Here is a 21784-nt window from a genome sequence, read left to right on the forward strand (position 1 = left end):
CACGTGTCTGAGGCATAGGGCCATCAGTTGCAGCTACTACTAGGATTGCGCCGTCCATCTGTGCAGCACCCGTGATCATGTTTTTAACATAGTCAGCGTGTCCTGGGCAGTCTACGTGTGCGTAGTGACGTGTAGGCGTGTCGTACTCTACGTGAGAAGTCGCGATTGTGATACCACGCTCACGCTCTTCTGGTGCGTTATCGATTTGATCGAATGCTTGAGCTGAACCACCGTAGGTCTTTGCCAGTACAGTAGTGATCGCTGCTGTAAGAGTAGTTTTACCGTGGTCAACGTGGCCGATTGTACCAACGTTAACGTGCGGTTTCGTACGTTCGAACTTTTCTTTTGCCATTTCTCTAATTCCCAGCAAAGTTGTTATTAAGAAGCTTGAATAAAATGAGCTGGGGAGAAAGTGGTGCTGATAGGCAGATTTGAACTGCCGACCTCACCCTTACCAAGGGTGCGCTCTACCAACTGAGCTATATCAGCACTGGATTTGGAGCGGGCAGCGGGAATCGAACCCGCATCATCAGCTTGGAAGGCTGAGGTAATAGCCATTATACGATGCCCGCAAAACCTATTCTCTGGCCACCTCATTGTGAAAGTGGTGGAGTAGCTTTTCACTCCTGCACATGTCGCTATCTAACATATGCATAAAATATGGTGGAGGGAGCTGGATTCGAACCAGCGAAGGCTGAGCCGTCAGATTTACAGTCTGATCCCTTTGGCCACTCGGGAACCCCTCCAGGAATTGATGGTGCCGACTGCCGGAGTCGAACTGGCGACCTACTGATTACAAGTCAGTTGCTCTACCAACTGAGCTAAGTCGGCACTGCATCAAGTGGGTGCGAATTCTAGAGTAATGATTTGAGGTGTGCAAGTGTTGAAATAAAAAAAATTGATTTTTTTAGTTCGTTTGCTCACTTATGCGCCACAATGCTCAAAATTTAAGTATTTGTAGGCACAATTAAGCATTTTCATGCAGTGAAATCCAATGACTCATCCCTAACAAAACGACATCATTTCTTACTAACCATGTATCGTTTGCTTCTTTTTTCATCATTTCAGCGTTTCCGCCAGCAACGATTAGGCAATAATCATCATAGCGGTTTCGCATTACTGCTTCAGCTTGATGAACAAATCCCGACAACATGGCGAATCCACCATAATTAACGCAATCAGGCGTGGCGTTCCCTATTCTTAACTCTGAGACCGCTTCATCATTACCAAACACGTTTGCCGTATCCTTAAACAATGAACGGCGCATCAGATTAAAACCTGGCGCAATCCAGCCGCCGACATGCTCAGAACCCACTACAAAATCACAAGTTGCCGCGGTGCCTAAATCTAATACGGCGCAAGGTTTCGAGGTTATACACCGAGCGGCTAATACCGCTAACCAACGATCTACACCCAAATGATTAAAATGCGTATAAGCACATTGGATACCGAAAGATTGAGCTTCTGTTTGAATAATTTTAAACGGAATGTTGTTTGTTTTAGCCAAGTGAGACAACTCTGCGGCTACGTCAGGCCTAGCAACACTGGCGATAAACACAAACGTGGCTTGTTTGATGTCAGCGTCTAAACCCTTAGCATGATCGCAATAGTGCAATGCATATTGTTGTTGCCCCGCAGAATGAAACCACGCGTATTTAATACGCGTGTTTCCTACGTCGATAAGAAGGTACTTAGACGGCCCTGACACTGATTTCGCCACCATAGAAGGCTTCGAGTTTTCCACCCAAATCTAGTAACAACGCGCCACTGTCGTTAATACCCGCACACATGCCGTGTACTTCTTTTTCGCCAATTAGTAGCTTCACTTGTTCACCCGAGAAGATATCCAGCATTTGCCACTCGCCTACAAAGCCAGCAAGTCCATGCTGAGAGAACATATCCAATACAGTATTCAGATTATCAATCAATAACGCTGCGACGTGATTTCTTGACGGTACGTTTTCTAACGCATTTTGCAGATCAGTAAACGGCTGATCTATGCCAGTAATATTGCTTGGAAGTGACATGTTCAACCCAATACCAATTACAGCATCACACGCAGAACCCATCTGCCCTTCCACTTCAATGAGAACGCCAGCGATTTTTCGCCCAGACACATATACATCATTTGGCCATTTCAGATTAACATCATTAATGTCCAATGCCTTTAATGTGCGCGCAATCGCAACACCGATGGCTAGGCTAAGTCCGCTTAATGCCTGATGTCCCCCATCAAAGCGCCAATACATTGATAAATATAACGCCGCCCCATAAGGCGATACCCATGTTCGACCATGTCGTCCGCGCCCCGCTGTCTGCGCTTCTGCCAAGCAGACATCACCGCTTGTCATCTGGTTAAGGTTCTTCTTTACATACACATTTGTCGAGTCGGTAACATTCAGTACAGTCAGTTTGTCGTGATTAACTGTTGTACTAATATCAGAAATTCGAGATGCATTTAATAAATCTAAAGAAGAGGCGAGCTTATAACCTCGCCCGGTCACACTAAAAATGTCCAAACCCAGCGATGCAAGCACCTTGATGTGCTTAGAAACAGCCGCTCTACTAATATTAAGTGAAGCACCTAATGCTTCACCTGAATGAAAATTGCCATCCGACAATGTTTGCAGAATAAAATTTCTAGCGTGTTCAGATTGCCTTGTCATAGTGCAATCAATCCCTCTTTTCCAATAAGTCTGACTTCGTTTTCCAATACGATGGAAAATTCCTTTTCAACCGCCTGCTTAATTTCTCTTGCCAACATAAGTAGCTCGCTACCGGTTCCATGTTGAAAGTTCGACAAAACAAGAGGTTGGTTTGGGTGACACCGAATGCCACCAGTGGCTTTTCCTTTGAAGCCTAACTTGTCAATTAGCCAAGCTGCGGGAATTTTAATGCCATCTTGCTGTTTGAATCCAGCAATCAGACCATACTCCTGTTGTAAACGCGTAAACAGTGCTTCACTGATAACGGGGTTTTTAAAAAAGCTACCTGCATTACCGTCAACATTCGGATCAGGTAATTTACGTGTCCGAATCTTGATGACTTCATGATAAATAGCGTCTGCAGAAGGCGATGATAATGCTCGCAATTCTGCATATTGTGCGTTAGGAGCCCACTCGCTTGGCAAATGAAAGTCAACTTGTGTCACCACAAGATGTCGTCCGTGCACCTGTTTAAAAACACTCTCGCGATACCCAAACTCACATGCTTTTGCTTCAAGCACAAAAGCCTCAAGCGTAAATCTATCTAATACATGTACTTGGTGAATAAATTGTGCGACTTCTACGCCGTATGCACCAATATTTTGTATTGGCGCAGCCCCCACTGTTCCCGGAATCAGTGCTAAATTTTCAAGCCCATGCCAGCCATGGTGAAGACAATGGGTTACAAACTGATGCCAGTTCTCGCCTGCTTGCGCTCGTACGATAATGCCATCACTCACTCTTTCGTGCTCTATTCCTTTCGTTTGTATGACAATGACTGGCACATTGATATCTTCGATGAAAATACAATTACTGCCTTCGCCCAACAGAATTGCATTATCAGCGTGTTTTGCAAGTACTGTTTTCAGTTGATGAATAGACGTGACCGTTATGATTTGAGGGCACTCAGCAGATAAGCCAAAGGTATGAAAAGGAGTTAATGAGGGCAATACATCTAACCTAATTAGACAGTCACGTACCAGTTCTGTAAACACAAAGCACGACGCGAGATAAACAATACCCGCTATTTTAGATTTTTAAAACACGATTGAGAAGCCTTCTGGTAAGGCTTTCGTCAACAAATTCCTCTTTTGTTTTCTTAGCTCGGTGAATGACGACACCCAATATGGGTGCATTAATGTCTTTTAATCGCTGTATGCCGTTGATCACATCTTTGGTATCACTCTTTTCAACATCGCACACAATAATCACACCATCAACATACCTTGATACCACCAATGCATCACTCACTGTACTCAACGGTGGCAATTCAATCACTAGCCGCTCAAACAACACGCCTAATCGCTGCAACAATCCTTTAAAGCGGGGTTTAGACAAATACACGGTCGGATCTGACGGCAGCGGCCCAGAGGGCATAACGGCTAATTTCATCGTTGGTATGCGGCGCATACATTCGCTTGCTTTTGCGCTTTTAGTCAATAAATTAATGATACCCGCCGTATCAATTGGCATGCCATATAAATTGGCGATGGCAGGCTCACGCAGATTTGCATCCATAAGCAAGGTGCTTTCTATACGTGCAAACGATTCAGCAAGATGTGCAGAAAGGTAGGCGTCTGAGTCGCCCTTACTGAGCGCGGTTACCGCAATGATTCTGTTTTCTTCATTTTCCGATCTTACCATCACTGACGTACGTAGTGTTCGTATTGCTTCTGAGAACACAAAGCTTTGGCGTTCCCGCATGATTCGATCTTCGACCGACTTCTTCCCCCAATTTGAACTTAATTTAGGCACATCCACCAAAATTGGAACATTTAACTTATCAAAAAGCTTTCTGTAGCGATTGTATTTATCACTCACCAAATGCAAGAAGACCCAACCCGCAATACTAAACAAAAGGCTTGCTAGCACCAGTGCAGCAAACAGTGCGACCACTTTAGGGTGAGACGGACGTTTGGGAACGCTGGCGTAATCAATAATGACGTAGTCGTCATTATCACCAAAGTCTCTCATCAATTGGGTATCGTTTAGGTGTGACAAAAACGAATCATATAATCTCTGCATAGATTCGGCTTGTCTGCGCAGCCTAGCAAGGTTAATTTCGTGATTTCCCAATTCACTGTGTCGAGCCTTCGCCGCATCAATTTGTGCCTGAAGTTCTTGGCTGCGGGATCGCAGTGTTTCAAATTCCTGCCGCAATCCCTCCAGTAACTTAACCACCAGCTCTTCCTGTTCCTGCACTAAAGAGGTGTAGGCTGATGTTGCCGCGATATGCTTAGGGTGCTTATGCTTGTAACGCTTAGACACTTCATTTAAATGCTGCTCTGCGACATTAATTCGCACACGCATATCTTGAATAATGTTTTGTTTCATCAACCAAGGAATGCTAAGTAATTTAGACGTGTTACCTTTGTATTTTTGTACTGTGTCCACCGTCGCAGACACCCCAGCTAATGCCTTATCGTTATGCAGCTTTTCACTCAACAATGTAGAAATTTCTGTTCGCGCCAGTTCTATCTGGCTACCTACATCGATTAACGTATGCGTACGCAAGTACGATTGCAGCGACTCCTCTGCCTCGCTGAGCTTGGTTTGCACTGAATCTAATTGACCATTTAACCAATTCGTGGCGTTGTTGGCTTTTTCCCGTTTTCGGGTTTTCTGTATGATGAAAAAAGTAGGCCCGACTGCATTGGCAATTCTTGCAGCCAATTCAGGATCAGGGGACATATAACTCACTTGAAGCATATTTGTATCGCCCAACTTGGCCAATCCCAGACCGCGTCTGAAGGTGTCTATAGCGTGATAGAGGGTTTCCTCTCGACTTTCATATTGTTTGAACGCTTTTAGCAGAAGGTTATCAACAATCAACTTTTCAGCAAATTGGCGAGATTTCAAAAACTCAATATGAGTACCCATTTTGGCGTCACCCGACGCAGCAAGAGAAGCAAGGTTAAATGGCAAAGAATTACTTTGTTCAGAACCGCCAACTGACAGTGTCGCATAGGCCGTATAAATTTTTGGTAACGATTTAATATAATAGCCACCCGCCACGATTATCAGCGCCGCAGTCAACAAGATACGAAACTTTTTCGCCCATGCAATGGCAATTAAGTCACCAATATCTAACATCGGCGCTTGTTGATGTTGGAGGTTATCTGACTGCATGACTAGAATAAACTTTCTTTGATCTCAATAATGTCACCTGGCAACACTTGTGTGTCTTTTGTCGCCAGAATTCGTGATTTATTTTCACCACGCAGAATATACCATTCTTTTTGTGATGCGCGGTCTTTCAGGCCTCTCGCCACCGCAATGGCTTTCTCTACGGTAAGATCAAATTCAAACGGATATGCCCCAGATGAATTGACGGCACCACGAATATAAAATGGCCTGAACGAAAGAATTTTAACGGCCACATTTGGTGAAACCAAATAGCCGTCTTTATATGCTGTTTCGATCTCTGCTGCCAGCACGTGAACGTTTTTTCCAGTGACCTTAATGTCTCCGATCAGTGGAAACTTCACTAAGCCCGCGCCATCTACTTTGGTTTTTACTGTCAAATCGGGTTCGTTATATACCTCGACGGAAATGACATCCCCTGTGCCAATTTCAATTTGTGACAGCGTTACTGCGTAGCTTTTATTCAGTAACAAACTACAAAACACCATCAGATTAACCAGCAACAACGACTTCATAACTGGTACTTCCATAGTATATTCACTTCATTCTGATCGTATTCCACGACCGTCCCATCGCCTTTAACGTCTTTATGCATCATCTCAAGTGCCAAAGATTGAAAGCTTGAAAGCTGAAAGCCAATAAGTACATTAAGCGCCCATTCTTTCACCTCAGACGAAGGGGCATTGGTTATATTATCAGACTGAAACTTAACGCGTTTATAGGTTCCATTGGTCGCCAATTGCCAACGACTGTTAAACGCTCGCGTCCATGCAATGGAGTAGCTATCTTCAATGCTGCGACTAGCGAATAAGTCTTCTGATGTTTTATTTACTCTGCCCGAATGAAAAATAAGTTCACTGTCTTCATAAGGAGAATACTCAAACCCCACCTTCCAGCGAAGACCAGACGTATCACCACCATTATCAGCATGATTTTGATAACCGCCCAGCATAAGACTTAGTGCAGATTTTCCCGACAATTGCCAATACACACCGCCCAACGCGCTATAGACATTAAAATCCTCACGCGATATGGCTGCATAATCGAATGATTGGGCTTCTACTTCTGCAAGCAATTGTGTGGCATCAGATATAGCAAAACGCAAAGTGGCTGCCGCCGAGCTCTCGTCACTTTCAAATTGCTGCGGATAAATGGCGTTTTCTCGGTATCGATCAGTTTTGTAACCCAAAGACACCGATATAGAACGATAATCAGGCGACACGCCATATATCAGCTGACTCGATATGTCTTGCTGAATCAACGTAAAGGGGGACATTTGATTTTTCTGAAACCGCGAAATCCCCTCGCCAAAACGTTGCTCGTCCTGGCGCGTCGCAATGCCCAGATGTAACTGCCACGCAGGTTGAAGGTAGAGGTGTGAGTAAATACCCAGTGAATAATCAAGGAAACTATCGTCAAACTCTGCCTCTGACGAAGATCCTTTAAGGTATTCCGAACTGGCATCGTAATCCAGCGCTATCTCAGCACCTTCAAAACGGTGATGCAGCATGCCATTTACGGCTAACGACGCCCCATAGCCAGATACATCATTCTTCAACGTTGGATTAAGGTTATCACTGTAAATGCCACCCAACTCAGCTTGCAAAGGTGAATATTCAAGCTTATCAGGCAAAGAGGCGGTCGCTAAGCTAGACATAACAGCCACCATACAAAACAGGCCCAGTCTACACATCGTTGCGAGGGTTATTCTTTCCATAAATGTACTACTGACTACTTCATTACCACGTTATCGGCAATTTTGTTTAAAACTCAATCATTTATTACGGTAACTAACTGGCCTTTGGCGTATCGCTCAAAGCATACAGTGCATCATTCGGCGCGCTATACGCTAAAGGCGCGTCAATCAGTATTTGCTTCACCGCATTTTCATTTTTGTTATTCAGTGCCACATTGAGTTTATCAATCAACATAACAACGTCTTCAAAATCTAATTTAATTTCCTCAGCCCCCATGATACGAGGATGTTCAGTGTATGCTTTTGCATCACTGATCAACAGCTCTTCATATAATTTTTCTCCTGGGCGTAAACCGGTAAAATGAATATTAATGTTGTTTGGCGAATGCGGACTATTTACTTCATGCCCCATTAAGTGCGCCATTTTCGTTGCTAAATCAACAATCTTAACCGACTCTCCCATATCTAACACATACACTTCCCCAGTTTTTCCCATTGCTCCGGCTTGTATGACCAACGCAGCGGCCTCAGGAATTGTCATAAAAAAGCGGGTGATATCAGGATGCGTAACGGTAATAGGTCCCCCCGCCTTTATTTGTCGAGTGAATAACGGCACAACAGAGCCAGATGAGCCAAGCACATTTCCAAATCGCACTATGGCAAATTCCGTCTTGGCACCTAAATCGGCGATCCCCTGAATAAACAACTCTGCAAAACGTTTAGTCGCCCCCATAATATTGGTTGGACGCACCGCTTTATCGGTAGACACAAGCACAAACTTTTCCACCTCAAACTCCATGGCAGTCAGAGCTACATTTGCCGTACCAAAAATATTGTTCTTCACTCCAGCTGAAACATTGTTTTCAATCATGGGCACATGCTTGTATGCCGCTGCATGGTATATGGTGTGTATCTTATAGGTTGTAAATATATGCCTCAGCACGTCAGAATCTTGTATTGATGCAAGCACAGGCACAATTTTGGTTGGGGAGCAGCACTTATCATTCTCCCGAGCTTTCACCCGAGCCAACTCAGTTTCGATTTGATACAGGTTAAATTCTGATAACTCGTACAGAATAAGTGTATCGGGCGCTTGCTTGATAATTTGACGGCATAGCTCACTACCAATTGAGCCTCCCGCACCAGTCACCATCACCGTTTTCCCTGTGATATTCACGCTAAGTAGCGCTTGCAAAGGAGGGACAGGATCACGCCCTAGCAATTCTTCGATGTTGATTTCTGTTAATTCATCTATTCTCCGCTTGCCCGAAAGAATGTCAGACAAGTTGGGAACCGACAGTAGTTCGATTGCATAAGGTTCTAGCTCTTTTATCAGTTCTTGCCGACGCTGAGAAGAGGAGTTGTTCACCGCTAATAGCATTTTTTTAACCGCAAACTTTTTAGCAAATTCAGGAATACTGTCTCGCTGAATAACTGGCAACCCCAAAATCTGCTTACCTTGATATATTTTTTTATCATCAACAAAGGCAACGGGAACCAATTCTGTTCCAGTAAGTAAACTACTTGCAAGCAATCGCCCCGTGTCAGATGCGCCATAAATCAGACATTTATCGCCAAGTCGGTAACTCTGCATTTGAAACGATGCCTGAATCAGTAATCGTGGCACCGCTAAAGCAAAAACAGAAATAGCAAAATAAAGAATGGGCACAGATAGAGGCATAAACATGCCCAGTAAAAACTTAGCACTCAGTAAATATCCGACAGAAGCAGTCAAAGCCATCACAATGATAAATATGGCTTTGATATTAATGTAGCGAATCACCTGATGGTAATGTCCCAACAATACGAGCACGCTGATACAAAAAATCACATTAGCAAACAGGGTTGCCCAATCAAGCGCAGTAAAATGCCAATCTGATACCCCAAGGCGAACCCAATAGGCAAAAAGCAGAGCAAGAATGAGGGCCGACACATCCCATGTGGCCATCATTAGTAATTTTGTTTTTGAGCGTAGACTCAGAATCCATTCAATCATTGCGTCGCTTCAGCCATCACGTCTGTTAATACATTACACGTTAAGTCTATTTCGGCCTGTGTCAGGGTAGGATGAACAAGAAACATAAGCGCCGTTTCGCCCAATTCAGATGCTACAGGGAGTGCATGCTCCGGACGCAAGCCAGTGTCGTCAAACGCCTTCTCTTTGTATACTTCAGAGCAAGAGCCTGAAAAACAAGGAACACCTCGCTCCACCATAGTATTCATAATACGATCACGCGTCCAACCTTCAGCCAGTTTGGCAGGCTCAACAAATACATAGCACTTATAGTGTGCATGCTGAATCGCAGCTGGCAACTGGGGCACGCGAAGTCCATCACAGTGTTGCGCGGTTGCCCAAATTTGTGTGGCATACCGGGTTCGCGTTTCTAGCCATTGCGGCATACGTGACAACTGAATCCGGCCCACTGCTGACTGCACCTCTGTGAGTCGCCAATTGGTACCAAAGCTTTCATGCAACCAACGAAACCCTGGTGGATGAGACTGCTCGTATACGGCACTCCAAGATTTACCGTGATCTTTAAACGACCACATTTTACTCCACAGCGCGTTTGAATTTGTGGTGACCATGCCGCCTTCACCCAGCGTCGTCATGATTTTATCTTGACAGAATGACCATGCTGACACGTGCCCAAAGCTGCCTACCGATTGTCCGTTTATCTTAGCACCATGCGCCTGTGCGCAGTCTTCAATCACCTTGATATTGTTAGATTCCGCAAATGCCATAATCGACGGCATATCACACGGCCATCCCGCCAAATGCACGCACACAATTGCTCGGGTTTTTTCAGTCACAACGGCTTTAATGGTGTCAAGTGTAATATTCTGCGAGTCAGCATCGACATCGGCAAACACAGGCGTCAACCCAGCCAACACGATTGACGATACCGATGCCAAGAACGTCCGTGATGTCACAATCACTTCACTGCCTGCTGGCAATGCTAACCCTCTAAAGGCCAAGTCTAGAGCGAGCGTGCCGTTGGCCACGGCTATCGCAAACTCACTATCTGAAAAGTGCGCAAACTCTTTTTCAAATTCACGCCCTTCCTGGCCAGTCCAATAATTTACTTTGTTTGAGGTAATGACCTCAGTGACCTTTTGCTTTTCTTCATCTGAGTAACAAGGCCAAGGGGAAAATGGACCATTTAGCATACAACCTAATCCTTATTATTTTTGTTTTGCGGGAGTGCCTATTGCCGTGATATTCGCGGGCAGGTTTTGAATAACGGTTGCACCGGCTCCCACAATAGTATTTGTTCCTATTGTTACCTTAGGGATCACACTCACCCCTACACCTAAGAAGCATTCTTGCCCAACATCAACGGCACCAGCCAAGTGAACACCGGGCGCAAGATGTGAGTAAGCGCCAACTACGCAATCATGATCCACCGATGCGCACGTATTCACGATGCTCCCATCTTCAATTGCCGTATCGGCGTTAATCACCGCGCCAGCCAGTATCAACACGCCTTGTCCAATTTTTACATAACGACTGACGACCGCGTTTGGATGCACAAGCGAAACTAGTCGTTCATGAGGAATAGGTAAAGACTGTGCAATACGTTTACGCGCATGATTGTCTCCGACAGCAACAAACGCATCTGTCGATTCAGTTATCACAGACTCAATATTATCTGGATGACATACCACTGAAAAACCCAAGCAGTGCTGTTTTGTGGGGAAATTGGAGTCTGCGAAAACGATCTCTGACCATCGCCCCATACGCTCTGCGCAATCTGCCACAACTTTGCCATGACCGCCCGCGCCTACGATCACGAGCCGCCGATTCTGTTTATTCATGTCCTGTGAACTTCTCCATTGTGGCATGATTCGTCTGGGAAATATTCTCTCGCACAACGACTTTTTTAACCGTGAGAAACAAAATTTTTATATCAAGCCAAAAGGAATGATTCTCTACATACCATACGTCTAGTTTAAATTTTTCAGCCCAAGATATAGCATTTCGCCCATTAATTTGCGCCCAACCCGTCACTCCCGGCTTCACATTGTGTCGCTTTGCCTGCTCATTGTTATACAAGCTCAAATATTCCATCAATAATGGTCTGGGGCCAACCAGGCTCATATCGCCTTTTAACACATTGATTAACTCTGGTAGCTCATCTAAGCTGCTTGCTCTAAGCCAACGACCAAATCGCGTTAACCTAACGTCATCAGGGAGCAGTTGGCCCGTTTCGCCTTTCGCGTCGGTCATACTCCGAAACTTAATCATTTTAAACGGTTTACCATTGAGGCCTGGGCGTATTTGCGTGAACAGCACCGGTGTACCTAAATTTGTCGCCACAAGCACCCACACGATTAATATAAAAGGAGACAACAGGCACAAGGCGGCCAACGCCACCAACACATCAAATACTCGCTTTAACATTTAACCCTCTCCTTCCATCGCGTACAACATTGACGCATTGACTTTCCGCACATCGTACAACCTTTCCGCGCGCTCACGAGACGCGCCACCGAATTGCGCGATTTTATCGGGGTGCTCACAGAATGTTTTCATGGCGTGTGCCAACGCATCACTGTTTTTAACCTGAACCAATAAACCGTTGTAATCAGTCTCAACGGTTTCTCGACACCCAGGCGCGTCGGACGTAATAATTGGCCGTCCCATCGCCATGGCCTCTAGCACCGTTCTCGGTGTGCCTTCTCGGTACGACGGTAAAACATATACATGGCAACGCTGTATTATCGGCCTCACATCGTCTAGCTTTCCGTGAAATATTAATGTTCCATTTTGCTCCCACTTTACTACCTGCTCATTCGAAATGGCAGTCGGGTTATCGTCAAACCAGCCCACTAAATGAAACGTTGCATTGGGAAAATCTTGCCTGACTTTTTCGGCAGCGTGTGCATACTCTATCACGCCTTTGTCTTTTATCAGGCGAGCGATCATAAGAAAGTGAATATGAGTCAACTCAGGAAAATGATGCGGCGTAAATTGTTCGATATTAATGCCTGAGCCTTTCACCAATGTAGATTTGGCTGTGCTTACTAAACCCATCGATTCAAACAGGTGCTTATCATCTGGATTCTGAAAAAATACATTCTCACATGGGCGTAGCGCTATCCAATACAGAGACTTGGCGATGAGGCTTATCGCTTTTTGGGGTAAACGTTGAGTCTCCATAAAGGTATACCCCAATCCTGTGATCAACGCATTAATATGGGGAACCCGACATATCATGGCCGCCAAACAGCCGTAAACCACAGGCTTGATGGTATAAGCCAATGTATGCGTTGGTTTCACTTTCTTAATCAGTGCTACCAGCGCCAGTAACGTAGCTAAATCAGCGATCGGATTCAGCCCCGTTCGGCGCATCCGAATGTTATGCACGTGAATACCGTGGGAAGCAAGTTTATGGCTGATCTCAGCTGATATTTCAGGTGCGGCGGCATGCACTTCGTAACCCTTGTCTATCGCATCACGCATCAAGTCGAGTCTAAATGTCACTAAAGACTCCGCATAGCTAGCAATCATTAACAGTCTTTTTTTCATGTTGTTTTTCTTATCCACTCTCGGCGCAGGGCCTTCACGCCAGACCACACCATTGCAATAGGCAATAACAGTCGATATCCCATTGTGACATGGTCGCTAACAGCCAATCGATACAAAGACATAAACTGAGACAGGCTCATTTTTGTCGTATTTGCACTCAATGAACCAGCGCCACTGGCATACGCATGCTTAAACATAAATGCGTTGTCTTCAGATAAAATTACGCCGCGATGATTTAACAAGATACGACGCCAACAATCAGCATCTTCAGAATAACGCAGACGTTCATCAAACGGGTATTTCAGCGCGACAGTTCGCTTCACCATGACTGAAGGTGTGCTAAAGCGGTTACTAAAAAGCGCATGCAAACGAGAATACGGACGCGCTGTATAGGTTGGCATGGCTTGCCTTACTTCGACAAATTGCGCTTCATCTATTTGCTTACACGGATTCCCACTAATAGCAACACCGCGCTCTTCCATCAGTCTTTTTTGAGCAAAAAGCTTATTCTTTACCCAGCCATCATCGCTATCGAGAAATGCAATATATTCTCCTACCGCGTGCTCAATCCCTATCTTGCGCGCTTTAGCAGCTCCGCCATTTTCGTGGGCATGAATGACCCGAATATTTGACCATTTCAACCCGCTGACAGCCTCAATTAGAGCCTCTTTTTCTTCGATGTGAGAGGCATCATTGACAATCAATATCTCAATACGTTGATCATTAGCATAATCACGCAATGACACACATAAGCGATTAAAATACGTCATCGCATTATAAAAAGGCACAATAATAGAAATCTCAGTACTCATGCTGCAAAGTACCTGTTGTTAAATAAAACAAGTAACCCCAACCCAGACGCAAGCAGAACATAATACGCGGCTTTAGACGACGCCCACATGCGAGAATAAAACTGAGAATGCACAAGCAAAGTAGGAATATAAAACCATGATAATGCGGCAAATCGGTCATTCGATGGTGTGAAGCTCATTAACTGAAAGGCACAGTTCAATAACAAGTAAAATTTTAATAACCATAAATCGATGCCCGCTCGTCTTTCAAAGTAAAGGACGTACAAAACAGGAATAATTGAAAAAAGTGTGAAGTCCCATCGAAAACCCGTTCGATAATTCATTTGTGCCTGTATCTGACTGATTTTGTCTTGATCAATGTAGTATTGGTATCGACTGCCCTCGTCGAAAAAGCCCGACATAAACCCTAAGAGCTGCTCGTTAAGTCCGAGCATGCTAATACATACAACTCCCACCCATATCATTAGAACTCTCGATAAACTGAGTGTCTTTTCAAATGCATGCATACCTAGCAGAATAGGTAAAATCACCAACGAAGAAACGTGGAAAAGCGATGCGATCAGCAGTCCGACAGTGGCAAAAATGACGCGGCGATGGGCAAAGTAGTTTACGACAACCCAGTAGCCTATCGCCATCGATACGGCTTGCCTCAATCCACTAGCAAAGTAACTGATAAAAAAAGGAAACATGGCATAAACCAGCAACATGTATCCCCATCCTTGCCCGTAAAGCCGTTTTAGCGCTTGTACAAAAGGCAATAACCCTAGCCAAAAAACAACGAACAGATAGGTACGATCACCTAATCCTAAATGTGCAAAACACCACGTTAGTAATGTAAAACCAAATTCTTTTCCGCCATTGAATAAGGTAAAAACAAGGTCTTGTTCTGCGTAAGTATGTAACCGAGTGACATAACGAAATGTATCGGTACGAATATCACGAAACACATACAAAACGGTGATCTGAACTAAAAAGATAAAAAGCAGTGTTTGCCAAAATCGTATCTGTTGCCCGCGCGCCACCACTTTTTCATCAAAAAACGTGGCGGCAATAACACAGAACAATGTCAGATACAGATAATGGAAAATCACGCGCTATGACTACCTTTCAAAGTAGACTGAGCACATGGCTTGCTGTTTCCCAGCCAGTCTTCCTCGCCAAAAACCAGCCACAAAGGCACGAATAGGCCGTAAAGAGCGATCAGACCATGAGTATGCCAACACCAATTTAATCAATGCAAATGCTGACACAAACCGCTGCAAAGGGTTCAAATAGCGATACATCACAATGGCGCGATTATGGGACAACCCCCAAATGTACTTGGGTACATCATTGAGTACGCGACAGCCGCCTTCTTCAGCAGCAAGGTGCAATAATCGTGCTTGGGCTTTAAAGAATATTTTTGTGCCTGTACGCTGTTTAATGCGTAAAGACAGTTCACTTTCTTCATATAGCGCCGCACCAAGATTCAATTGTTCATCAACACCGCCTGCGGCTTTGATAAGATCTCGACGAACACTAAAGTTGCCTCCCGGAACATGATCAACAAATTGATCAGCATGATTGGCAAATCCACGATAAGGCGTACAACTCCATCGAGAAAAAACGCCAACGCGAGGACCATCATCAAGTCTTCGGTGCGCTTCATCAATACCGCCAGCCACCATACCTATTGACGCATCGCGATAACATTCAGCATGCTGGGCAACAAGGTGTTCATTGGCACGGATATCATCGTCAATGTATAGCACTACATCTTTAGTAGACGCTTGCCAGCCGTAATTTCTCGCTTGCGGTAAGCCCTTAAAATCAACGTTGAAATAACGCAGTTTATCTGGATTGGACGCAATCAATGCCTGCACATCTTCTGTAGGCGCGGGCGATTGGTCTACGACAATAATCTCGAAGTCATCGTATTGCTGCTGCAACATGTCACGAATAGACTGAATTAAGTATTTGTCTCGATTTAATGTGGGAATCACCACACTGATACTAGGAAGCATTAAGCCTGTTCTCCAAATTGGCTGTCTAAACAGGCTTTCACCCGCTGTGAATAGTGCTGCCAAGTAGCTTCTCGCTCTACTCGCAATCGTGCCGAGTGCCCTGCCTCAATAAACGCAGACGGTGATTGCCACAATGCCAGTAATATTTGGCTCAGATGATCATCATCATCACGTTGAATAAGCCAGCCACCAGACTGAGTACACAAGGCATCAGGAATTCCACCCTGTGCCGTTCCTACGACTGGCACACCACAAGCTTGTGCCTCTAGAAAGACCAAGCCAAAACCCTCTACTTTTTTCGCATCTGTTTCTTCGCGGGTACAGAGCACAAAAAGGTCTGCACTTTGATAAAGAGCTGGTAACTGACTCTCTTGGACAAACCCCAACCACTTGACGTTATTCTCAATACCTAATTCGATCGCCAATGACTGAAGCGAAGGGAGGTGTTCACCCCGACCAGCAACAAGATAAACCAACCCATCACGCTCTTTTGCAGACAGTGTGTTTAAGGTTTTGCTTAAGCCCCGTAACACGGTGTCGTGGGCTTTGTAAGACTGAACACGCGAAGTCGTAAGAATCACTTTTTGATCTTCTCTCAGCCCCAGCTTAGCCTTCGCTTGTGCTTTTTGTTCAGGCGTAGCAGGCTGAAAACGCATATGATCAACACCCAGCTTCGCCACTGCGACATGCGCCTCCGGTACTTGTGAACGCACTAGATTGGCAGTGTATTCACTATTGCTTATCACCAGCTTTGCTCGTTTCAACGTAAAAACACGTAAACGATTTAGCAGTCGATTCTTTAAACTAGGCTTGCCCTGCATGACTTCATTTCCATGCACGAGTACGACTAGGTTTTTACATCCGGCTAACGCCGCGAGTAATCCTTCAGGGTACCAAACACCCGCAATAACAATACGTTGACGGTACTGAGTGAACAGCGTCCATAAAAGGTGTAAATCTCCGATGCCGCGCTTGCTCGACACTCTCACCTCATCAACATCAGGCGCAGCAAATGCCGCACCTTTTACATCACGCTGAATAGAAATCGCATTAATATCGGCATTCTCGGCGTGAAATACTTTTACTATTTCAGCACACAAGCGTGAAATACCGCCTTCTAATGGCGGATAATCGTAGCTTAGTACGGTGATCCCTTTCATACGCCCTCTACTCATGATCCGACTACCCTATCAAACACGTCTACAAAAGCGGATACCTGCGAAGAGGCAAGGTACTGTCGGCAATATTCATGGTTAACGGCTTTTCCATATTCTCGTGTGGTGACAGAGGTTAGCAGTGATTTGTCTTTATCCATATCACCGGTTAAAAACAGTCCTAAACCCGCTTCGGCTAACGCTGAACGCGCCTCACTAATTTTCGCCACATCCGCCAGTACGGGCTTTTTGAACGCGAGATAATCAACTAATTTAGCGAAATTAGTAAACCAAAGGCTCTCGCCAGGAATCAATATGCCCGCATCGGCTTGCTCAATGTATTGGTACAACACGTGTTGAGGGAGATGGTCGATAAACTCGATAGTAAATTTTGAGGAAGTGCGTTCGACCGAAGACAAGAGCTGTTCAACACGGGGACGATTTACTTCTTCTCGTCCAATAATTCGAAGCACCACACCCGCATCGCTTTCAGCTGCGTAGGCAGAAATCAATTGAAAAATGTAATCAGAATCATATTCATCTAAAAACTCGCCTATGAAAATCAACGATAATGCGTGCGGTTTCTGCACCGTATTATCGTTATTTCGATACTGCATATATTGGTCGTCTGCGCCCGTTGGGATAAAACGCATTTTTTGAGAATCGACAGCATATAAATCTTTAAAAATATAATGGTAGCTTTGTGCAAGCCCCACAATATGATCTGCCGATTGCATTGCCTCTTTGACCAAACGCTGCTCTTCTCGTTGCGCTTTCAATCTAGGCGACGAAAAGCGCGGCCCGTAGCCAAGTGGATCTCTAAAATCTGCGACCCATTTTACACCGCACGACGCTTGCAAAGCTTTGCCCATTTTCAAGGTTGTGTAAGGTGCACTCGTGGTATAAATAAGAGAGATACGATGAGTTTCAATAAGGTGTTTTGCTTGCTTTAATGCAGGGCGATACCACGTCCATAATCTATCAGGGCGGTCAGACATAAAGCGTTTAAACGCAGCAACCTTACCTCCTTTATTGCTCTCTCGTTTTTTATTGCTGTCATTCCCATCTTGGATCAATTGTTGGGAGACAGCCGCGTTATTCTTTGACGTTTGCTTTAGTTTAAGTGCATAGAAGGTGCGATCTTGCCCTCCTATTGCCATTCGCAGCCCGCGCAATGATGGCTCTATATAACGCGCAGTGTGTACCTTCACACTCTCAGGTAATCCAGCCATAAGGCTAGGATCTTCGTTGTATAGATAATTTGTGTCTACCGTGAGCACATGTACTTCATAGCCATGCTCAGGAAGGTATTTAGCCAATTTATACACACGAAACATAGCGGCATGAGATTGCGGTGCGAAGTACGGCGTAATGAGCAGAATTTTTTTAGTATTATGCTGCATGATGATCTTCCATAATTGCTTGATAAGCAGCAATGTTATGGTTACAAAGGTGTTCGACAGAGAAATCCTGAACGCGCTGGTAACCCGCTGCTGAATACTTTTCTCGCAGAGCTTGTGATCTTAATAACAAGATGAGTGTTGATGCGATCTCTTCAGGGTGATGTGGGTTAACAAGTAACGCATGGTGTTCATGCTCAAGCAATTCAGGCCCACAGGAAAGTTTGGTATACACCGTCGGCACTCCCAACGCCATGGCTTCAAAAGGCGCTAAACCAAAACTTTCAGAGAAAGACGGAAATACCGCCACATCGGCACTCTTCATATACTGTTGTAATGTCGACTTGTCCACATGACCAGTAAATCGCACATTGGCCGATGGCCCTACAATGTCAATAATTTGTTGTTTAACACTCTTACCATTTTCTTGCGTGTCTTTTCCAACAAGTAATAACGCAGCATCAGGGAAGGCTTGTTTCACCAATTTCCAAGATTCAGCAAGTGAAAACACCCCTTTCTTACGCATCAGAGAGCCAGTAAAAATCACGCTGCCAGCATAATCAAAATTGCATTTGGGCGATAACGCTTTATCAATTTTGACACCGTTATATACCGTTCTTGCACCTAAATTTAAAGAAAAGATCGCCTCGGTACGTTTGGCCACATAATCGCTAACTGCTATAACGGCATCTGCTTGCTTGAGGGCACGTTTTTCCATCCAGCTGATAAGTCGGCTCGAACGCGTTGCCATCTCGTCAGCAAAATACGCTGCCGTTCCATGCAAACGAATCACGCAAGGTATGGCTAACTTCCCCCAAAACGCCGACAGTCCTTCGAAATCTGGCACCTCAACCATATCCAGCTGTGACTCCATAGACTTAATATACTGAAACAGCACTCGGCTATTTTTCCAAATACCCGTCAACCCTTGGCGAGCGGGAAGACGATGCACAACAACGCCATTCAAGCTTTCTACGAGTATATTCTGCTGTTGACTATAGGCTCCAACCACATGCACAGTATGACCAGCATTTACCAGCGTTTCAGCCAATTCTTTGGTAAAGATCCCAATACCACCACACTTTTGAGGTGGATATTCATTGCACATCAAAGCGATTTTCATGGTGAAATCCTTAAAATCCGTTTTACTTCGCCGCGATAAGCAATTAACAACAAAGAAAAATAACACGTTACGATTAACATGCCGTGATAAACAATTGTGGTAAATAAAGATGACAACTGGAGAGGTGCAAGTCGTTCGATGAGGTATACCACTGTGACTGTCGTGACGACTACCACTAGGGGTTTTAAAAGTGACCTCAATGTTGTTATCACTGTAATATTCGCAGCTTTATGGGCGGCCCAGAGCGCCCCGACAGTTAAACTTAGCCCCATAACTAGCGTATACGAGACTGCAATTCCTTCTACACCCCAGCGTATCCCAATTAAAAATGAAAGGGTTAAGCAGATTGAAGCAAAAACACCCCAGCGCAGCATTTTTCCTCCCGCACCGCAGGATGTAAACAGCCACCCCATCGTGTTATGAAGAGGTTGGGTTAAACAAGCGATACTGAGAATTTGTAATAAAGGCGCTACGCTTATCCACTGTTCACCATAAAGCAGCAAAATAGGATCGAGAGGAAAAAGGCAGAAATATATCGCTATAGGTGCAGTAACAATAAAAATAAAACGAAGACATTGAATATATTGCTTGTGGTATTCATTCCTTTTATCTTGAAGCCCCGAGAGAAGGCTTACCATCAAACCCGTTAACGCTCCGGTCGTGATCATACTGGGTAACATCATCAGAAAATAGGCTCGACTGTAAAACGCTAATTCTTCTGTGCTTGTCATCACACCCAATAGCACGTTGTCAAAGTTTCTGGCCATATAGTTTACGATGCCATAACCCACTAACGCGCTGCCAAAAAGCGCCATTTTCCGCATATCAATCGTAGAGTCATATCTCAATAACGGACACTTAGCATACAGGCATACTAACGACATATTAACGAAGGATTTAATCAACGTTTGTATGGCTAATGCCCAAAATCCAGCACCTTGCCAGGCGGACCATACAGCAATTACTCCCCCACACACATTAGACATTATTTCTATCATCGCGATGTCTCTAAACGCCATGTTGCGTTTCATCCACATAGTGGCAGGCGTAGAAATACCGACTAAGAAAAAATTAATGCCCAGTACAAATAACAATGTTGCTACGTCAGGTTGAGAATACAGATTGGCCATTAAAGGCGCGACAAGCGCAACGCCTGCCCACATAAGCAGCCCGAGCCCACCATTTAGCCAACGTAGGTTAGACACCTCTTCAGCTTTAATATCTTTTTTCTGAATAAGAGACCAAACCATTCCGCCATCTGAAAAAATCAGAAAGAACGCTGACACGGTCATTGCCATTGCGAAAATACCAAACTCGCTAGGCGCTATCATGCGTGACAAAATCGCGGTAAATAAGAGAGAGATAGCATAGGTTGCCACTTTATTAATCACAGACCACGACGCGTTCACATTTATCGTTCTAGAAGGGCTTGATTCAGAGGATCCGCTTGTGTAGTCAGCAATATTAGAGTCAGACATACGCAGTTTTTCTTAGAAAGGTATGGTCAATACGAGATGCTTTATTGCAATAACAAGAAGCCAAGCAAGAAAGTATGCAAGCAGAAAATACGATTTGATTGATTAAAGAGACAGATGCCTGAGAATAATTCGCATCAACATGCTGAGATAAACGCACTATACAACTCTTACTTATACAGCTTTATTGCTACTTATTGGACAGTGACCATTAAACCGCCTTCCAATAGCAAAGCAACTATCGCTTTTATTGTTATTATTAATACCTTTAGTCACTCGACTTTAAAGGAGATAATGCTTTAACGCAACTTATATTGATTTAGGTATCAAAAGACAAACGTATTGTGTCGCTTCATTTAGGTTTAATAAACCTCTCCCCTAACTCAGTGATTCGAGATTTTTGTATGCATTATTTCGAGTAACATGTTCAGGCATCACTAGATATCGCAATCCTTGGGTTAGCATCACTCGGCAGAAGTGGTTGATTTGATAGTGAAATTGAACTGAAGTTAATGCTAGTTTGAACGGTGCTGTATAAATATGGCAACGGGTGGCCAGTGTAAGTTTGTAGCGCGGGGTGGATTTTGATGGTATCGGTAAACGTAAAAAGCCCTTCTCATAGGAGAAGGGCTTCTTGTAATGGGAGCCTGGCAGTGTGCTACTCTCACATGGGGAATCCCCACACTACCATCGCCGCTAGTACGTTTCACTTCTGAGTTCGGAATGGATTCAGGTGGTACCG

The 21784-nt window shown here is 44.6% G+C and carries 19 protein-coding genes, 4 tRNA genes and 1 rRNA gene; all 24 read right to left on the reverse strand.

Annotated elements, in window-relative coordinates; genetic code table 11:
- Positions 1 to 352, reverse strand: a 352-nt coding sequence (locus OE749_RS18420; protein WP_263713688.1) for a GTP-binding protein, incomplete at its 3' end; no start/stop codon positions are given.
- Positions 353 to 413: 61 nt separating this feature from the next.
- A tRNA-Thr gene (locus OE749_RS18425) sits at positions 414 to 489 on the reverse strand.
- 8 nt (positions 490 to 497) lie between these two features.
- Positions 498 to 572 (reverse strand) — tRNA-Gly (locus tag OE749_RS18430).
- Between the two features lie 89 nt (positions 573 to 661).
- A tRNA-Tyr gene (locus OE749_RS18435) sits at positions 662 to 746 on the reverse strand.
- 9 nt (positions 747 to 755) lie between these two features.
- Positions 756 to 831, reverse strand: a tRNA-Thr gene (locus OE749_RS18440).
- Between the two features lie 136 nt (positions 832 to 967).
- The gene (locus tag OE749_RS18445; RefSeq protein ID WP_263713967.1) at positions 968 to 1723 is read right to left on the reverse strand and encodes a type III pantothenate kinase; all 756 of its coding nucleotides are present in this window, start codon (positions 1721 to 1723) and stop codon (positions 968 to 970) included.
- A complete protein-coding gene (gene birA, locus OE749_RS18450; RefSeq protein ID WP_263713968.1) occupies positions 1692 to 2666 on the reverse strand; it encodes a bifunctional biotin--[acetyl-CoA-carboxylase] ligase/biotin operon repressor BirA in 975 nt (324 codons plus the stop codon). The genes OE749_RS18445 and birA overlap by 32 nt, the downstream gene beginning before the upstream one ends.
- Positions 2663 to 3655 (reverse strand): UDP-N-acetylmuramate dehydrogenase, encoded by a 993-nt coding sequence (murB, locus tag OE749_RS18455; protein ID WP_263713969.1) that lies wholly within the window; start codon positions 3653 to 3655, stop codon positions 2663 to 2665. Before murB ends, birA begins: the two co-directional genes overlap by 4 nt.
- Before the next feature lie 79 nt (positions 3656 to 3734).
- Positions 3735 to 5834, reverse strand: coding sequence for a GumC family protein (locus OE749_RS18460; RefSeq protein ID WP_263713970.1), 2100 nt, complete (start codon positions 5832 to 5834; stop codon positions 3735 to 3737).
- A 2-nt stretch (positions 5835 to 5836) separates the two neighbouring features.
- Complete coding sequence (locus OE749_RS18465; protein ID WP_263713971.1) at positions 5837 to 6379, reverse strand: polysaccharide biosynthesis/export family protein; 543 nt, start codon at positions 6377 to 6379, stop codon at positions 5837 to 5839.
- A complete protein-coding gene (locus tag OE749_RS18470) occupies positions 6361 to 7506 on the reverse strand; it encodes a hypothetical protein (protein ID WP_263713972.1) in 1146 nt (381 codons plus the stop codon). Before OE749_RS18470 ends, OE749_RS18465 begins: the two co-directional genes overlap by 19 nt.
- A 133-nt stretch (positions 7507 to 7639) precedes the next feature.
- Positions 7640 to 9541, reverse strand: a complete 1902-nt coding sequence (locus tag OE749_RS18475) for a polysaccharide biosynthesis protein (RefSeq protein ID WP_263713973.1) — start codon at positions 9539 to 9541, stop codon at positions 7640 to 7642.
- On the reverse strand, positions 9538 to 10713 hold the full coding sequence (locus tag OE749_RS18480) for a DegT/DnrJ/EryC1/StrS family aminotransferase (protein ID WP_263713974.1): 1176 nt from the start codon (positions 10711 to 10713) through the stop codon (positions 9538 to 9540). The genes OE749_RS18475 and OE749_RS18480 overlap by 4 nt, the downstream gene beginning before the upstream one ends.
- A gap of 15 nt (positions 10714 to 10728) precedes the next feature.
- Positions 10729 to 11361, reverse strand: coding sequence for an acetyltransferase (locus OE749_RS18485; protein WP_263713975.1), 633 nt, complete (start codon positions 11359 to 11361; stop codon positions 10729 to 10731).
- Positions 11354 to 11947, reverse strand: a complete 594-nt coding sequence (locus OE749_RS18490) for a sugar transferase (protein WP_263713976.1) — start codon at positions 11945 to 11947, stop codon at positions 11354 to 11356. Before OE749_RS18490 ends, OE749_RS18485 begins: the two co-directional genes overlap by 8 nt.
- Complete coding sequence (locus tag OE749_RS18495) at positions 11948 to 13075, reverse strand: glycosyltransferase family 4 protein (protein ID WP_263713977.1); 1128 nt, start codon at positions 13073 to 13075, stop codon at positions 11948 to 11950.
- Complete coding sequence (locus tag OE749_RS18500) at positions 13072 to 13887, reverse strand: glycosyltransferase family 2 protein (protein ID WP_263713978.1); 816 nt, start codon at positions 13885 to 13887, stop codon at positions 13072 to 13074. The genes OE749_RS18495 and OE749_RS18500 overlap by 4 nt, the downstream gene beginning before the upstream one ends.
- Entirely contained in the window at positions 13884 to 14978 is a 1095-nt protein-coding gene (locus OE749_RS18505) for an EpsG family protein (protein WP_263713979.1), read from the reverse strand. Before OE749_RS18505 ends, OE749_RS18500 begins: the two co-directional genes overlap by 4 nt.
- Positions 14979 to 14987: 9 nt before the next feature.
- The gene (locus tag OE749_RS18510) at positions 14988 to 15890 is read right to left on the reverse strand and encodes a glycosyltransferase family 2 protein (RefSeq protein ID WP_263713980.1); all 903 of its coding nucleotides are present in this window, start codon (positions 15888 to 15890) and stop codon (positions 14988 to 14990) included.
- Entirely contained in the window at positions 15890 to 17065 is a 1176-nt protein-coding gene (locus OE749_RS18515; RefSeq protein WP_263713981.1) for a glycosyltransferase family 4 protein, read from the reverse strand. Before OE749_RS18515 ends, OE749_RS18510 begins: the two co-directional genes overlap by 1 nt.
- The gene (locus OE749_RS18520; protein ID WP_263713982.1) at positions 17062 to 18447 is read right to left on the reverse strand and encodes a glycosyltransferase family protein; all 1386 of its coding nucleotides are present in this window, start codon (positions 18445 to 18447) and stop codon (positions 17062 to 17064) included. Before OE749_RS18520 ends, OE749_RS18515 begins: the two co-directional genes overlap by 4 nt.
- Entirely contained in the window at positions 18437 to 19567 is a 1131-nt protein-coding gene (locus tag OE749_RS18525; protein ID WP_263713983.1) for a glycosyltransferase family 4 protein, read from the reverse strand. Before OE749_RS18525 ends, OE749_RS18520 begins: the two co-directional genes overlap by 11 nt.
- A complete protein-coding gene (locus OE749_RS18530; RefSeq protein WP_263713984.1) occupies positions 19564 to 21045 on the reverse strand; it encodes a lipopolysaccharide biosynthesis protein in 1482 nt (493 codons plus the stop codon). Before OE749_RS18530 ends, OE749_RS18525 begins: the two co-directional genes overlap by 4 nt.
- A gap of 642 nt (positions 21046 to 21687) precedes the next feature.
- A 5S ribosomal RNA gene (rrf, locus tag OE749_RS18535) occupies positions 21688 to 21784 on the reverse strand; the annotation flags it as partial.

The sequence above is a fragment of the Fluctibacter corallii genome (assembly GCF_025751585.1).
Classification (GTDB): domain Bacteria; phylum Pseudomonadota; class Gammaproteobacteria; order Enterobacterales; family Alteromonadaceae; genus Fluctibacter_A; species Fluctibacter_A corallii.

Excerpts from the sequence above, each read along its gene's own strand:
- OE749_RS18445 (WP_263713967.1), bottom strand. The coding sequence starts at position 1,723 with ATGGTGGCGAAATCAGTGTCAGGGCCGTCTAAGTACCTTCTTATCGAC.
- birA (WP_263713968.1), bottom strand. The coding sequence starts at position 2,666 with ATGACAAGGCAATCTGAACACGCTAGAAATTTTATTCTGCAAACATTG.
- OE749_RS18460 (WP_263713970.1), bottom strand. The coding sequence starts at position 5,834 with ATGCAGTCAGATAACCTCCAACATCAACAAGCGCCGATGTTAGATATT.
- OE749_RS18465 (WP_263713971.1), bottom strand. The coding sequence starts at position 6,379 with ATGGAAGTACCAGTTATGAAGTCGTTGTTGCTGGTTAATCTGATGGTG.
- OE749_RS18470 (WP_263713972.1), bottom strand. The coding sequence starts at position 7,506 with ATGTCTAGCTTAGCGACCGCCTCTTTGCCTGATAAGCTTGAATATTCA.
- OE749_RS18475 (WP_263713973.1), bottom strand. The coding sequence starts at position 9,541 with ATGATTGAATGGATTCTGAGTCTACGCTCAAAAACAAAATTACTAATG.
- OE749_RS18480 (WP_263713974.1), bottom strand. The coding sequence starts at position 10,713 with ATGCTAAATGGTCCATTTTCCCCTTGGCCTTGTTACTCAGATGAAGAA.
- OE749_RS18485 (WP_263713975.1), bottom strand. The coding sequence starts at position 11,361 with ATGAATAAACAGAATCGGCGGCTCGTGATCGTAGGCGCGGGCGGTCAT.
- OE749_RS18490 (WP_263713976.1), bottom strand. The coding sequence starts at position 11,947 with ATGTTAAAGCGAGTATTTGATGTGTTGGTGGCGTTGGCCGCCTTGTGC.
- OE749_RS18495 (WP_263713977.1), bottom strand. The coding sequence starts at position 13,075 with ATGAAAAAAAGACTGTTAATGATTGCTAGCTATGCGGAGTCTTTAGTG.
- OE749_RS18500 (WP_263713978.1), bottom strand. The coding sequence starts at position 13,887 with ATGAGTACTGAGATTTCTATTATTGTGCCTTTTTATAATGCGATGACG.
- OE749_RS18510 (WP_263713980.1), bottom strand. The coding sequence starts at position 15,890 with ATGCTTCCTAGTATCAGTGTGGTGATTCCCACATTAAATCGAGACAAA.
- OE749_RS18515 (WP_263713981.1), bottom strand. The coding sequence starts at position 17,065 with ATGAGTAGAGGGCGTATGAAAGGGATCACCGTACTAAGCTACGATTAT.
- OE749_RS18520 (WP_263713982.1), bottom strand. The coding sequence starts at position 18,447 with ATGCAGCATAATACTAAAAAAATTCTGCTCATTACGCCGTACTTCGCA.
- OE749_RS18525 (WP_263713983.1), bottom strand. The coding sequence starts at position 19,567 with ATGAAAATCGCTTTGATGTGCAATGAATATCCACCTCAAAAGTGTGGT.
- OE749_RS18530 (WP_263713984.1), bottom strand. The coding sequence starts at position 21,045 with ATGTCTGACTCTAATATTGCTGACTACACAAGCGGATCCTCTGAATCA.